The sequence below is a fragment of the Bacillus infantis genome (assembly GCF_008180445.1).
GTDB lineage: Bacteria > Bacillota > Bacilli > Bacillales > Cytobacillaceae > Bacillus_AB > Bacillus_AB infantis_B.
The window spans coordinates 1-14,099 of sequence record NZ_VTER01000012.1 but is presented as its reverse complement, the minus strand read 5'-3'; the positions used below and the strand labels follow the sequence as shown (position 1 = coordinate 14,099).

Below are 14,099 nucleotides of genomic sequence, written 5' to 3'. Positions count from 1 at the left end.
GCTTGCCCATTTTTCATGGGCATCCAATCAGACGGGCTAATAATATAGGATGAAGGGGAGTTTTTCATAATGAATGCAACAAAAGATAAAGTGAATGCACCAGCTGTCAGAAAAGGCACTACCCAGGGGTCTGTTAATGAAAAAAGCATCGTATACAAAACGAATCAGCTGAACTTATGGTATGGCGATAATAATGCATTGAAGAACATCGATCTGGATATCTATGAAAATGAAGTGACCGCCATCATCGGCCCTTCAGGCTGCGGGAAATCAACTTATATCAAAACGCTGAACAGGATGATTGAGCTTGTTCCCGGAGTCAGGACGTCAGGGGAAATTGCTTACAGGGGCAGGAATATTTTTGATAAGTCTTATAAAGTGGAAGAGCTGCGTACAAAAGTAGGCATGGTATTCCAGAAGCCTAATCCTTTTCCGAAATCCATCTATGAAAATGTCGCCTACGGGCCAAGGATCCATGGGATCCGCGATAAAAAAATTCTTGATCAGATTGTGGAAAAGAGCTTGAAGGGAGCAGCCATTTGGGATGAAGTGAAGGACCGGCTGAACCAGAATGCCTTTGGTCTGTCCGGAGGCCAGCAGCAGCGTCTCTGCATCGCCCGCTGCCTCGCCATTGAACCTGATGTCATCCTGATGGATGAGCCGACCTCTGCCCTGGATCCTATATCCACCCTGAAGGTTGAGGAGCTTGTGCAGGAACTGAAGAAAGAATTCAGCATCATCATCGTTACCCACAATATGCAGCAGGCTGCCCGTATTTCCGATAAGACTGCTTTCTTTTTAAATGGTGAAGTGATCGAGTTTTCCAATACAGATAAGATCTTCTCCAATCCTGTCGACAAGAGGACGGAAGATTATATTACCGGCCGATTTGGCTGATGCCCGGTTAATAAGGAAAACACACTTTACAGGAAAAGAAGGGAGCTTATAAAATGGCAATCCGCGAAAAATTTCATTATGATTTAAAAGAGCTGCAAAATAAATTGATGGAACTGGGCAATTTTGCCGATCAGGCTTTGCTCCGGGCGATTAATGCCCTTGAAAGCAAGGATATTGAGTCGTCTCTTGAAATCATGGAGGACGATACGAAAGCTGATGTTCTATATGAGGAAATCAATGATCTGGCCATCCTTCTGATAGCGAAGCAGCAGCCGGTCGCAATTGATCTAAGAAGAATCATTGTGGCGATCAAAATTGCCACCGACATTGAAAGGATAGCCGATTTTGCCGTCAACATCGCGAAATCCACCATCCGTATCGGAAGCGAGGAGCATGTTAAGCCGATCGTCCATATTAAAGAAATGTATGAAATCACTTCCAGGATGCTAAAGATGTCTCTTGAGGCTTTCAATGAAGAAGATGTCAGGAAAGCAAAAGAAGTGGCAGAAATGGATGATCAGGTTGATGACCTGTACGGCCAGACGATACAGGAGCTCCTGCAGATCAATCTGCAGAAGCCTGAATACCTGCCGCAGATCACCCAGCTGTCCTTTATCTGCCGCTATCTTGAAAGAGCCGCAGACCATGTGACCAACATATCAGAAAGCGTGTTTTATCTTGTTAAAGGAAGGCACTATGATTTGAATAGCTAAAGCAAAGAGCCCCGCAGGATCCCGGATTCTGCAGGGCTCTTTTATTAAATGGCTGTGTTAGTGTACCTTGTTGATTTTGGGCTCATTCGTGTGAAACTTTGTTTCACACGCATTTCAGCACAGCTGAAATGAATATCCGGCTAAAAATGAGCCCAAAATCAACAAAAATATTTAACAAAGCCTATTAAATAAAAATGGATGGAGGGCAAGTGCCCCTCCATCCGCTTCTATCTTTATCTGCCTTTTGTGATGACTGTTGCAATCTGCTGGGAAGTCATTTCATTGTTCAATTCAAATGTGCCAAGCTGGATCTTTGTATGCATGCCGCTGGAGATGAGGTACTGCTTAAATGCTGACTCATTGGTGATGATCTTGGCTGCAGCCAGCTGGCTTGCAATCTCTCCTGTATCCATTCCGCTTGAAATTGTGATTTTATAGGTAATAACTTTTGGCTCAGCTTTGTTTTCCTGCTCATCTTGTTTGGGTTTTTCCTCTGGATCTGCCTTTTTATCGCCTTCTTTGGCAGGCTTATCCTCTGCCTGGCTGCTTTCAGTTTCCTCTGCCGTCCTGCCTTTTAGTTCATCATATTCTTTTTCCGACAAAAGGATATATCCGTTTTCCTTCACGCTTGCTTTGGCAGCCTTCGCATCCGAAAGATTGATATAATCGTCTTTTGAAAAGAAATAAAAAGCGCCGATGAGACACGCAGTAATCAGCATCCCAAGTGAAAATGCCCGCAAGGTCAGTCTGTTCATGAGTACTCTCTCCTTGCAGAAAATTCATTGACGATCTCCTGTACAGAGTTTCTGGAAAGGGAGGACTGCTTCGAAATCTGGTCGATGGACAGCCCCTGCTGTGAAAGGGAGAGAACCTGATTCTTCAATATGGGATTGACTGGCCCGGAAGAGAGCGGCTGGCCTGCCGGCTTGGCGGCAGCTCCGTCTACTAATAGCTCTTCTTCAAGCACCTTCAGTTTTTTCTTGATCAAGTAAAGTTCCTGTATCTGATGGATTGATACCTGGTCGATTTCTTCACGAATGCTTTTATATGGATCTTTCAGGAAAAACGAGAGTATGAGAAGCAATATTGCCGCGGCTATCAGGCCGATCATTACATAACCCATTATATTCACCTCAATAATAATTTTTTAGTGCCCTAGTAATTTTACCATTACAGATGACAAAATTCGACTCCATCTAGCAGGAAAAGAGTGTTTATCTGCATAATCCGTACTTTTGGCCGAGTTTAAAACAGAATCCGGCCGGAATGACTGGTTCTAAACTCATGCAGAAAAATTATTTTGCCCTCTGGTGCCAGCGTTCAAAGGACCTGCATAATACGACAAAATGCGTTCATTGTGGGGGCGCAGGTTCAGTGATAACATGAAAGTAATAAGACGGGCCGGCAGGGCATATAATGGCAGGTTGGCCGGCAGGAGGTGCACCATGCAATCTGAAATTATCAGATTAAGGGAGAAAGGGCTTTCCTTCAGAAATATTGCAAAAGAGCTAGGTACAACCCGCGGAAAAGTTCAGTATCAGTGGATGAAACACTTGAAAGAGACGGAGGAGAAAGAGGATGAAAAGGAGCAAAAACATAGTGTGACAGAAGCGATCCGGGTACCTCCGGATTGTCGGATGGAAGAAGAGGGGATAGCTGCCTGGCAGGTGGAGGATGGATGCATATATTCCTTCTGGAGGACGGCAGCCATGAAGAAAACCCTTGCTGCGTCATATTTTGAAGTTCATGTAAGTGAGCTGGAGGATGCAATCAGGCTTTATGATATCACCAGCATAATCTTTAATGGCAGCAATGCACACAGTTTCCAGGAACATCTCCTCGCTGAAGGGCAGAACTCCAGCATGTTTAAAAACCTGGCCCCAGACCGGTCTTACTGCATTGAAGCAGGGGCCAGGATTCGCGGCAGATTCATACCCTTTATGAGATCCAATTCAGTTCAAATTCCGAGGAATTCCTCTGAACAGGCAGGGCGTCTTAAGGAAGATCTAAAGGCACACGAAAACGGGTCCCCGCCAAATTGGATTGAACACGTCAGCACCTACAGCTTTTATACAAATGAAAAGGGAGGCGTTTAAACTGGCTGCTACAGAAGGGTTTATCGTATACGCAGAAGCGCCTGTCATGAACTTTTATTCAGAGAACCGGAAGATGCAGGATGAAGTTTTTTCTTTTACTGAGAAGTTCGTTCTGTTTCTCGATAATATTCAGGAAAAACAAGGGATTAAGCTGGCGGTAACTCCCATCTACTTTGAACTTCTCGATCAGCCTGATTTTCAGCAGAAAATGGCTGACTATTTAAACAAGGATAAGCAGGATGGAAAGGTGATCCGAATTTGGGAGAAGCATCAGGGAAGGCTGAATATCTTTGTGCGCCAGCTTGCCGAAAGCGGCCAGCTGGAGCTCCTTGCTTCTCCGTCATGTTCAGCGATCCTCCCTTTTCTTTCGACTCAAAATGGAATAAGAATGCAGATTGATTCTGGGATTTCCATCATAACTGATTATTTTTCCATCCATCCGGCAGGATTCTGGTTTCCAAAAGGGGCTTATGAGCAAGGGCTGGATCTTTATCTGGCTGAAGCAGGTATCCTTCACAGCTATATACACGGCAGGACGATCGGCTATGGAGACCCGGCGCCGCAGGATGGAAGGAAGAGAGAGGTCTTATCTCCCCACGGGGTAATCATGATTCCTGTCTATCACTTTCAGGGGACAGAAAAAAAGGAAGATGGTATGCCGGCGGTCAGCCTGCATGATCTCAATATTTCTAACCTTGAAGGACTATCCGCTGTATCGGTATCCTCCGCCAAGGAAAGAGCTGAGGAATTGGAAAGGGTGCACCTTTCCTCATCATTTTTAGAAGATTGCGGAGTTCCCTTCGAAGAGATATCCGGCTTATGGGAGGAGTGCTTCTTCCAGGAAAGAAAACTTGAGAAGATTGCAGAATCTTTGATGAATAGCCGGGAGCTGAGGATTTATAAACAAATGGCAAGAGAATGGATGTTTTTCTTGAATACCCTCGGAGCCCATCCCGATTACCGGGGCGAATCAGAAAAGCATGCCGAAGCATTCCGGAAGCTGGAGATGCTGTTTGCGGCTGGGGAGGGAGGAGAGGCCTTTCTGGAGGAACTGGAGGTGAAATCACCCATCCTTGCAGCAATTGGAGGCAGAGGAGGGCATATTGCCGAAACGGGCAGTTTGCCAAAGATACTGATGCTGTCCTGGGAGTACCCGCCCAATATCGTCGGAGGCCTTTCCCGTCATGTCCATGGACTGGCCACGAGCCTTGCAGGAAAAGGCTTCGACGTTCATGTTCTTACTGCCGGTACAGACGGAGCGCCGATGGAGGAGAGTGCAGATGGAGTCACTGTCCATCGGGTGAAGCCGCTTGCTGCTGCAGAAGAAGATTTTCTGTACTGGGTAGGGAGCCTGAATCTGGCCATGGCTGAAAAAGGGCTGGAGCTGGCACGTATCCACCGCTTCTCCCTCATACATGCACATGACTGGCTTGCAGGGCCAGCTTCTGAATCGCTGAAATCTGAGCTCAGGTTACCGCTCTTGGCCACGATACATGCAACGGAATATGGAAGGAATAATGGCATATATACGGAAATACAGAAGTTCATCCATCAGAAGGAAAGCAGGCTGGCTGAGGCTGCAGATATGCTGATTGTCTGCAGCAGATATATGAGGGACGAGATCCAGAAGATTTTTCATATAGAAGGAAAGCCTGTTCATATCATAGCCAATGGAATTCATCCTGGTGATTTTCTCCAGCCGGAAAAAGATGTTTTAAGCCAGCTGCCGGTTGACCCGCACAGAAGGCTAGTATTTTCCCTTGGCAGAATGGTGAAGGAAAAAGGCTTTGATACCCTATTGGAAGCAGCAGCCCTCATGAAAGACGAGTTTCCGGATGTATATTATTTTATAGCCGGAAAAGGTCCGCTATTGGATTTCTATAGAAAGAAAACGGAAGAAATGGGGCTGTCCGGGACCGTATTCTTTATAGGGTTCATTGGTGATGAGCAGCGCAACGCATTATTTTCACTATGTGATGCTGCTGTTTTTCCAAGTGATTATGAGCCTTTTGGTATAGTGGCGCTGGAATCGATGATGCATGGCAAACCTACCATTGTGTCAGACACAGGCGGATTGAAAGGGATTATCAGCCATAGAAGGACAGGTCTGCTGATGGAGCCGGGAAATGCTCAAAGCTTTGTGGAACAAGCCGCTTTCCTCCTTTGCAATGAACAAGAAGCCGAAGTGATCGGAAGCATGGGAAAGACTGCGGCTCTGCAGCTGTTCAGCTGGGACAGGATCGCTGAAGAAACCAAACGGGTGATTGAAGACTGTGTGCTGGGCTACAGAATTTAGCGGTTCATCTGACTATATAGAAGGGATAAAGGTGCGAGGAAATGAGACAATCAGCCAATCTGCATGATTTGGACCAAGACAGCAGGCGGGCAGGCGGGAAGCTGCTCGTCAGGCAGGGAGTATGGCTGGAAGGCCGGACCTGCTGGCAGGAAAAGGGATATGGCGGGGACATTTTTCTTAAAAAAGGAGTTACGGTCTCCTTTAGCCAAGAAAAGGCCGAAACAGAATCTGATTTATTTTTTGCAAAAGTGGCGAATGACCAGGCATCTTCTATCTCTGTTAAATTATTGTTTGCCTTCTATCAGGAAGCAGCGGGTGAGGCTTTTTCATTTGTTTCACCTTCAAGAGAGGCGATTTATCACGCATGTAATAACAAGCTGTTCCTGATCACGCCAGATTCACCCTGCGGGAATCGGACACAGCTTTCGGCCTTGTCCATGGGTGCTGCTCTGGACGGACGAATCTGGAAGCATGAAAAAAGGGGAATATTGAATTATGTCCCGATGATCAGGGGGGAGACTTCCAGTGTGCTGCTTCTGGAGATCTCCATACCAGCGAAAAAAATGGTCCGTGGAGGGGCTTCTGTTTCTCTAAGACCGCTGGATAAGAATGTTTGATCAAAAAATAAAAAGTCATGAAAAAACGGACTAGCATTTAAGCTGAATTAATGATATTATAGAAAAGTCGTATGAACGAACTAGGATGAAACATAGTTTGGAGGGAAATTACATGCGTGTGAACATTACGTTGGCTTGCACAGAGACTGGTGATCGTAACTATATTACTAAAAAAAATAAACGTAACAACCCAGATCGTCTTGAGCTTAAGAAATACAGCCCAAGATTGAAGCGTGTTACATTGCACCGCGAAACAAAATAAACAGTGGATTCTTCCACTGTTTTTTTGTATCCATTTTTAAAGTCCGGACTTGTCCGGGCTTTTTTTTTCTTCATCGTATATTCCTCTTCATATCCCGTATTATGCTATGATGAACAAAAGGCTCGGAAGGGAAGGAAATGACTTGGCAGATAAAAACAAGCTTCGGAAAGAAGTGAAAGAGAAGCTTTCGGAAATAACGAAACAGGAATATGAACAATATTCCTATCAGCTGGCACAAAGGCTATATAATGAAGAAAGCTGGAAAAAGGCAGATACAATCGGGATAACAGTCTCCAGGTTTCCTGAACCGGATACCCTGCAGATTATCCGCCGCGCCTGGGAGGAAGGGAAGAGGGTCGCAGTCCCTAAATGCTTTCCTGCGGATAGAAAGATGGAATTCAGGAGGCTGACTTCCTTCCTCGAGCTGGAATCCGTGTATTACGGCTTATTGGAACCTATTGAAGCATTGACAGAAAAGATTGAGCCGGAGGAATTCGGCCTGATGATTGTGCCCGGCCTTGCTTATTGTTCCGGCGGCTTGCGGCTTGGCTTCGGAGGAGGCTATTATGACCGCTGGCTGGCCGGATATGGCGGGTACACCATTTCCCTTGCCTTCCGCGTGCAAATGGTTACTGAAATGCCTGTTGAGCCCCACGATAAAAAAATTGATATGATCATTACAGCTCCTGATGATGTTTGATTTTTTATGGCCGGCAGCTTTTGTGCTGCTCGCATCTTTCCTAAGCCTGAAGCTGCGGCTTCTGGCTCCATCAGGGAGCATTGCAGCCGCAGCAGCGGGTATATGCATAGTGATGGGGACCGGCTGGCGGGGGCTGGCTCTTCTGGGGCTGTTTTTTTTAACATCCAGCTTTTGGTCGGTATATAAAAAGAAACAAAAAACAGCGATGGAAGAAAAGCTGGGAAAGGGAGCGCAGAGAAACTGGCTTCAGGTCGCAGCCAATGGGGGGCTTGCTGCACTCTTCAGTATCATATTCGCTTTTGACCCGCAGATCCTTTGGCTTTCTGCCTTTTCTATTTCCCTGGCCAGCGCCAATTCGGATACCTGGTCTTCTGAGATAGGGGCTTTGAGCGAATCCTCCCCTATCTCCATCAGGACATGGAGAAAAGCATCAGCAGGGACATCCGGGGCAGTAAGCGTCCTTGGATCGGCAGCAGGTGCAGCAGGCTCGCTGGTTATAGCTGGCGCAGCAGCTTTGCTTTTTTCCTTTTCATCAGAGCATATGATGGCCATCTTTCTGTTCGGATGCATCGGTAATATACTGGATACCTTTATCGGCACCTATTGGCAGGCTTCATACAGATGTGCATTCTGCGGGGCCGATATGGAAAAAAGCAAACATTGCGGAAAAAGGGCTGAATTGGTTTCCGGGTTCAGATGGATGACCAACGATGCTGTTAATTTTGCAAGCGGGTCAGGTGCTTCCCTTTTGGGGGTCTGCTGCCTGCTTTGGCTGTCATAATACATACAGAAACCCGTCTGCAACATTCAATGCTGATGGATAATATGGAGTTTTTCGTTAAAAATAATCTCAGGAGGGATGATATATGTCACGGATTATTTCCATATTAGCCATTGGCATCGGGGGATATTATCTTTATCAAAACCGTTTTCGAGTGGTGAATACAGTGATGGGAAGCGCTGTCCTGCGCCGCCTGTTTGTTACTTCATTGATGAATATACCAGGCGTAAGGAATAAAATGATGAAATCGGTTTTCTCCGGAAACACAGGCTGGTAAGCTTGCCGGCTGCCCGGAAAAAAGGTCCAGTAAGGGCCTTTTTATTTTGGGGAAATGCCGTTCAATTTGTTTAAGTCCGTTTAGGATGGGGGCAAATAAGGAAAAAATGTATAACTGCTGAACGTTCAGGAGCCGGTGCTAGACAAAAGGAGAGGGCATTGCCTATAGTGTAAGAGGGTAAATGCGCGGAGTTGCCAAAGAAAGTAGGGGAAGCGTTGGTATATATGGAAGATTATTTATTTTGGAGGCTGGCCTATTTTTTGATCGCCGAAAAAGACTACAGACTTGTGCAGATGTCGAAGAACCAGAACGAAATCTGGCTCGAAAAACTGGAAAGCAAGGATACACAGGTCGTCAGGCTGCTGCGGAGAAACCTGGATTGGGGAAATTCACTTCAGCGCGATATTGACCTTACAGCAGCAAATGGAGAAAACATAAGGAAGCAAGTCAGAAAAAGAGAGCTGACTATCCTCAATATATATATAACGGCTTATCCGCCGGTAGATGATTATACATTCAGGCTTGATCCGCCTTCCGGTGCAGGGGGCAAAACGAAGGTGGCCAATATCCTGATTGACCGGGCAGGCTATGAAGATGGACTGAAGAAAGCAGGGGATTTTCTCGGCACTTCCATTTCATTTGACTTAAAGCAGGAGTATGAAGAAGCAGAAGTAGAAAACATAAAGCGTGCTGCACTGGGAAATGCAGCTGATAAAGTGAAAGCGGATAAGGCTGTCTTTAATCAGGGCAGGCCGATTTTCACCTATCTTTTTATCTTTATCCAGGTGGCCATGTTCTTTTGGCTGGAAGCTAATGGAGGAAGCGAAACAACCTCAGTGCTGATTCAATATGGGGCAAAATACAATCCGCTCATTTTAGAAGGTGAGTGGTGGCGTTTCTTTACACCGATTGTGCTTCATATCGGCCTGCTGCATCTGGTCATGAATACATTGGCCCTTTATTATCTGGGAACAGCTGTAGAAAAGATATATGGAAGCGCACGGTTCCTGTTCATTTATATTCTGGCCGGTTTCACGGGCGCCCTGGCCAGCTTCCTGTTCAACTCGAGTGTTTCTGCGGGTGCGAGCGGAGCTATTTTTGGCTGTTTTGGGGCACTTCTCTATTTCGGCCTGATTCAGCCCAAGCTATTTTTCAGGACCATGGGGCTGAACATCCTGATTGTCCTAGGCATCAATCTGCTTTTTGGTTTTTCTGTACCGGGCATTGATAATGCCGGTCATCTTGGCGGGCTTGCAGGAGGCTTCCTTGCAGCAGGTATGGTCCATGTGCCTAAAAAGAGAAGATTCGGGTTACAGCTCCTATTCCTTCTTCTGGCATCTGCCGTCATTTATACAGGGCTCTCATATGGCTACAGTCCTGGCAGGGAGCTGGATGAGGAATCTGTATTCATAATGGCACAGGAATATACCAAGAACAGGGAATATGACAAGGCGTACAGCCTTGTAAGTGAAAAGGTAGAAAGCTCTGAAAGTTCTTCTGCTGAAATGCGGCTGCTTCTGTCTTATCTGGAGCTGGAGAGAGGAGAAGCAGCGAAGGCAAAAAACAGGCTTGAAGAGCTTGTCGCTGATCATCCTGATCTGGATGGAGCGTATTACTATCTTGCCGTTATATTTTATAATGAGCAGGATACAGCAAAGGCCAGAGAGTATGCAGAACAGGCAATCGAACTGAATCCGTCCGAAGAGGGTTATAGACTTCTGCTGGAAGAAATCAAAGGTAATGAGGTGCAGCTCGAGTAGAGCTGTACCTTTTTTGCATGTTAGTCTGTAATGGATAGCTGCTCAAGTGAGTCTTCCTCAAAGATGAACTGGATCTTTTCCCGGCATGGTATGTTTTTTCCATCCGTTGTCTATGATGAGACTATTGTTTGGAATAATATGTTCATATTGTCAGGATGTGTTGAAGATGGAAGGAACGAAAAAGCATGTCAGCCCCGTTCTCCGGGAAAATACCGCCTATCTGAAAGAAGCCCTTGGGGTTGATAAAAGCTTTGATGTGATTCAGCTGAACGTGGAATATGCGGAAAGAGAAATGGCGCTGTATCTGGTTGATGGATTTGTGAAAGATGATATTCTCCATTATCTGATGAAATTGCTTTCAAGCCTGGATAAAGAACAGCTGGAAGGGGATACCCTGGCAAAGCTTGTCAAAACCTACATCCCTTATGTTGAGGTAGAGACCCTGGATGATCTGGACAAGGTCGTCGATGCCGTACTGTCTGGCCCCACAGCTTTATTTGCAGATGGCGTGGACAAAGCGATCCTGATTGATGCGCGGACTTATCCTGTCAGGGGGCCGGAGGAGCCTGATACGGAAAGAGTGGTCAGGGGATCGAGGGACGGATTCGTCGAAACCCTTGTCTTCAATACAGCTTTAACACGGAGGCGGATCCGGGACCGTACTTTGCGCATGGAATATATGCAGGTAGGGAGAAGGTCAAAGACTGATATTGTGGTCAGCTATATCGAGGATATTGCCGATCCTGATACGGTGAAAAAAATCAAGGAAGCTCTATCAAAGATTGATACGGACGGCCTCCCGATGGCAGAAAAAACGATTGAGGAGTTCATTTCAGGCAGGCACTGGAACCCGTTTCCCATGGTCAGGTATACCGAACGCCCCGACACGGCAGCGACACACTTGTTTGAGGGCCATGTATGCATCATGATCGATGGCTCGCCAAGTGTGATGATAACCCCGACCACCTTCTGGCACCATCTCCAGCATGCAGAAGAATACAGGAACAAGCCGATGATTGGGGCGTATCTGCGTTTTGTCCGTTTTCTGGCTGTCTGGGCGTCGATTTTCCTGCTGCCGTTTTATTATCTGCTGGCCGTCAAGCCTGAATTGCTCCCGGAAAACCTTGCCTATATCGGACCGAATGAAGTGGGTGAGCTGCCCCTTATCCTTCAATTTCTGATTATAGAGCTTGGGCTTGATATGCTCCGGATGGCTGCCATACATACACCTTCCGCCCTTGCGACAGCCTTGGGTCTTGTCGCCGCCCTGATGATCGGCCAGGTGGCCGTGGAGGTTGGGCTTTTCATCAATGAGGTAGTTTTGTACCTCGCCATTGCAGCGATCGGCACCTTCTCAACTCCAAGCTATGAAATGAGCCTCGCCAACAGGCTTGTAAGGATATTTCTGCTGCTGGCCACAGCAGCATTCCATGAATATGGATTCATGCTTGCGGTAACATTCCTTATCTTTATGCTTGCGAGAGTCAATTCATTTGGTGTCCCTTACCTTTGGCCGTTTCTTCCGTTCAACTTAAGGGCATTCAGGGATGTGCTGCTAAGATCGCCGATTCCGCTGAAAAACAGGCGTCCGCGGTTTCTTCATCCCAAAGATCCTGATCGTTGAAAGATACATTGGATATTGTCAGAACCCCTCTTGATTTGAGGGGCTTTTTTGGTATCCAAGTTGCTGGGCTTATTTGTGTGAAACTCTTTTAACATTGCTAATGAATCAATATGGTATTTTGGTTTGGTGCAAAATGAAAGATCTTATCCCTCGCCCATCTGCCCTGGAAGGCTGCTTGAGCTGCTGTCCTCGGTGCCGTTTGTCTTGTTCAGCCTTAAAAAGTTCTCAAGCTGCTGTTTTCCATTGAGATAGCTATGTTTTTCGATTATACTTTTAGTGATGTAACCGCTGCAAAAATATAAAAGCAAACCAATAGTAAGAGGGTTGAGAATGAAAAGCATTTATGATGTACAGCAATTTTTAAAAAAGTATGGGACCTTCATTTATATTGGAGACAGGTCGGCTGACCTTGAGCTGATGGAAGAGGAGCTGATGGAGCTCCGGCAGTCCCAGCTGATTGACCCAAAGGATTTTCAGACTGCTCTTTTGCTCGTCAGGCATGAAAGGCAGCTGCTCAATAAAAACAAACGATAGAAGGAAAAGGTGACAATAATGGCTGAAAAATGGCTGATCGGAGTGGATTTGGGAGGAACGACAACCAAATTGGCTTTTTTGAATTTTTATGGAGAAATCATTCATAAATGGGAGATACCGACTGATAATTCTAATTATGGCAAGAATATCACCATTAATATTGCCAAAGCAATTGATCAAAAGCTTGAAGAACTGGATCACAGCAAGGAAAATGTTGCCGGCATCGGAATGGGGGCGCCCGGCCCGGTAGATCTCGCTTCAGGTGTCGTTTATAATACTGTAAATCTTGGCTGGAAAGATAATTATCCTTTAAAGGATCTGCTTGAAGTGGAAACCTCTTTGCCGGTCATCATAGACAATGATGCCAATTGTGCCGCATTGGGTGAAATGTGGAAGGGTGCCGGGGACGGCGCTAAAGACCTTGTATGTGTCACACTTGGAACTGGAGTCGGCGGAGGGGTAATCGCCAACGGAGACATAGTCCAGGGAACAAGCGGAGCGGCCGGGGAAATTGGTCATATTGCCGCTATTCCTGAAGGCGGGGCTCCCTGCAATTGCGGCAAAACCGGCTGCCTGGAGACAATCGCTTCGGCTACTGGTATTGTGAGGATTGCGCTGGACAAAATGAAAAAGGGACAGGATGAAGGCATGCTGCATGAATTGCACAGGAATAATGGATTCTTATCTGCTAAAGATGTCTTCGATGCAGCCAGACAGGGAGATGATACAGCCGGCAAGGTTATTGAAGAAGTTTCCTTCCATCTGGGGCTTGTGCTGGCCAATATTGCCAATACACTCAACCCTGAGAAGATCGTGCTCGGCGGCGGCGTTTCCAAAGCCGGAAGCATACTGCTGGATCCTGTCAAAGCCCAGTTTGCCCGTTTTGCTTTTCCAAGGGTTGCGGTGTCCACGTCTATTGATATTGCCACTCTTGGCAATGACGCCGGAGTCATCGGCGCTGCCTGGCTTATCAAAAATAAATGATCATAAAAACCTTCTGCCTGCGCAGAAGGTTTCAGATTGTAGACAAAAGGCATTTCGAATGTGTCCATTCGAAGTGCCTTTTGAGTTTTTTCTTGTATTTCAAGAATATTGGTGCCTCGACGAGGCATTCTCTTAGACCATTTCTGGCTCTTTCCATGTCCAGTTGGCCATCTTTTTTAAATTCATGGCAGCAAAAGTAAGCATCGCCTGCATAGACAATTTTTTTAATCCCCTTAGGGTTGTCCATCGCATACCATGCTTTTCTTTTCCATCGGCGAATACTCTCTCGATGGTTTCTTTTCGTCTTTCGTAAATTTCCTTGATATCATCTTGGTGACGAAGATGGTCAGCTTCTTCCAAAGCATCTTGCCAGACATGTCGTTGAATCACCTTCTGGTGATTCTTGCTCAATGTACATTGTGAAAGTAATGGACAATTTTTACAGATTTCTGGTTTAGACTTATACTGACGATATCCKTCCTTCGTCGTGGTGACATACTCCAGCAACTGCCCTTCTGGGCAGATATAACAATCATAGTACTCGTCATAGACAAGACA

General features: G+C 46.2%; 16 protein-coding genes. 13 read left to right on the top strand and 3 right to left on the bottom strand.

Going from position 1 to position 14,099, the window contains the following annotated elements; genetic code table 11:
• Positions 1–69: 69 nt before the first annotated feature.
• Both pstB and phoU read left to right on the top strand, forming a co-directional pair.
• Positions 70–897, top strand: coding sequence for a phosphate ABC transporter ATP-binding protein PstB (pstB, locus tag FZD51_RS20585; RefSeq protein WP_262381033.1), 828 nt, complete (start codon positions 70–72; stop codon positions 895–897).
• 53 nt (positions 898–950) lie between these two features.
• Positions 951–1,610 (top strand): phosphate signaling complex protein PhoU, encoded by a 660-nt coding sequence (gene phoU, locus FZD51_RS20580; RefSeq protein WP_009794882.1) that lies wholly within the window; start codon positions 951–953, stop codon positions 1,608–1,610.
• Between the two features lie 233 nt (positions 1,611–1,843).
• On the opposite strand, the gene FZD51_RS20575 is transcribed toward phoU, so the two are convergent.
• On the bottom strand, positions 1,844–2,365 hold the full coding sequence (locus FZD51_RS20575; RefSeq protein WP_148976472.1) for an endolytic transglycosylase MltG: 522 nt from the start codon (positions 2,363–2,365) through the stop codon (positions 1,844–1,846).
• Positions 2,362–2,733: a hypothetical protein gene (locus FZD51_RS20570; RefSeq protein WP_009794884.1), complete on the bottom strand. Its 372-nt coding sequence runs from the start codon at positions 2,731–2,733 to the stop codon at positions 2,362–2,364. The genes FZD51_RS20575 and FZD51_RS20570 overlap by 4 nt, the downstream gene beginning before the upstream one ends.
• 322 nt (positions 2,734–3,055) lie before the next feature.
• On the opposite strand from FZD51_RS20570, the gene FZD51_RS20565 reads away from it, so the two are divergent.
• From FZD51_RS20565 to FZD51_RS20515, 11 genes are all read left to right on the top strand, one after another.
• Positions 3,056–3,706, top strand: coding sequence for a DUF4912 domain-containing protein (locus FZD51_RS20565; RefSeq protein ID WP_187445846.1), 651 nt, complete (start codon positions 3,056–3,058; stop codon positions 3,704–3,706).
• Positions 3,687–6,002 carry a glycosyltransferase gene (locus FZD51_RS20560; protein ID WP_148976470.1) on the top strand — a complete coding sequence of 772 codons (2,316 nt, stop codon included), beginning with the start codon at positions 3,687–3,689 and terminating at the stop codon, positions 6,000–6,002. Before FZD51_RS20565 ends, FZD51_RS20560 begins: the two co-directional genes overlap by 20 nt.
• Before the next feature lie 41 nt (positions 6,003–6,043).
• On the top strand, positions 6,044–6,619 hold the full coding sequence (locus FZD51_RS20555) for a hypothetical protein (RefSeq protein WP_148976469.1): 576 nt from the start codon (positions 6,044–6,046) through the stop codon (positions 6,617–6,619).
• A gap of 112 nt (positions 6,620–6,731) precedes the next feature.
• On the top strand, positions 6,732–6,881 hold the full coding sequence (rpmG, locus tag FZD51_RS20550; RefSeq protein WP_022544192.1) for a 50S ribosomal protein L33: 150 nt from the start codon (positions 6,732–6,734) through the stop codon (positions 6,879–6,881).
• Positions 6,882–7,023: 142 nt separating this feature from the next.
• On the top strand, positions 7,024–7,581 hold the full coding sequence (locus FZD51_RS20545; protein ID WP_187445845.1) for a 5-formyltetrahydrofolate cyclo-ligase: 558 nt from the start codon (positions 7,024–7,026) through the stop codon (positions 7,579–7,581).
• Complete coding sequence (locus FZD51_RS20540) at positions 7,571–8,362, top strand: DUF92 domain-containing protein (RefSeq protein WP_262381030.1); 792 nt, start codon at positions 7,571–7,573, stop codon at positions 8,360–8,362. The genes FZD51_RS20545 and FZD51_RS20540 overlap by 11 nt, the downstream gene beginning before the upstream one ends.
• Before the next feature lie 85 nt (positions 8,363–8,447).
• On the top strand, positions 8,448–8,639 hold the full coding sequence (locus FZD51_RS20535) for a hypothetical protein (RefSeq protein ID WP_148976468.1): 192 nt from the start codon (positions 8,448–8,450) through the stop codon (positions 8,637–8,639).
• Positions 8,640–8,863: 224 nt separating this feature from the next.
• The gene (locus FZD51_RS20530) at positions 8,864–10,399 is read left to right on the top strand and encodes a rhomboid family intramembrane serine protease (protein ID WP_262381029.1); all 1,536 of its coding nucleotides are present in this window, start codon (positions 8,864–8,866) and stop codon (positions 10,397–10,399) included.
• Between the two features lie 166 nt (positions 10,400–10,565).
• Positions 10,566–12,023 (top strand): spore germination protein, encoded by a 1,458-nt coding sequence (locus FZD51_RS20525; RefSeq protein ID WP_148976466.1) that lies wholly within the window; start codon positions 10,566–10,568, stop codon positions 12,021–12,023.
• A 330-nt stretch (positions 12,024–12,353) separates the two neighbouring features.
• Complete coding sequence (locus FZD51_RS20520; RefSeq protein ID WP_148976465.1) at positions 12,354–12,557, top strand: YqgQ family protein; 204 nt, start codon at positions 12,354–12,356, stop codon at positions 12,555–12,557.
• A gap of 18 nt (positions 12,558–12,575) precedes the next feature.
• Positions 12,576–13,541 carry an ROK family glucokinase gene (locus FZD51_RS20515; protein ID WP_148976464.1) on the top strand — a complete coding sequence of 322 codons (966 nt, stop codon included), beginning with the start codon at positions 12,576–12,578 and terminating at the stop codon, positions 13,539–13,541.
• A gap of 132 nt (positions 13,542–13,673) precedes the next feature.
• Here the strand turns inward: FZD51_RS20515 and FZD51_RS20510 are convergent.
• On the bottom strand, positions 13,674–14,099 hold a 426-nt coding region (locus FZD51_RS20510; protein ID WP_187445843.1), incomplete at its 5' end, for a transposase.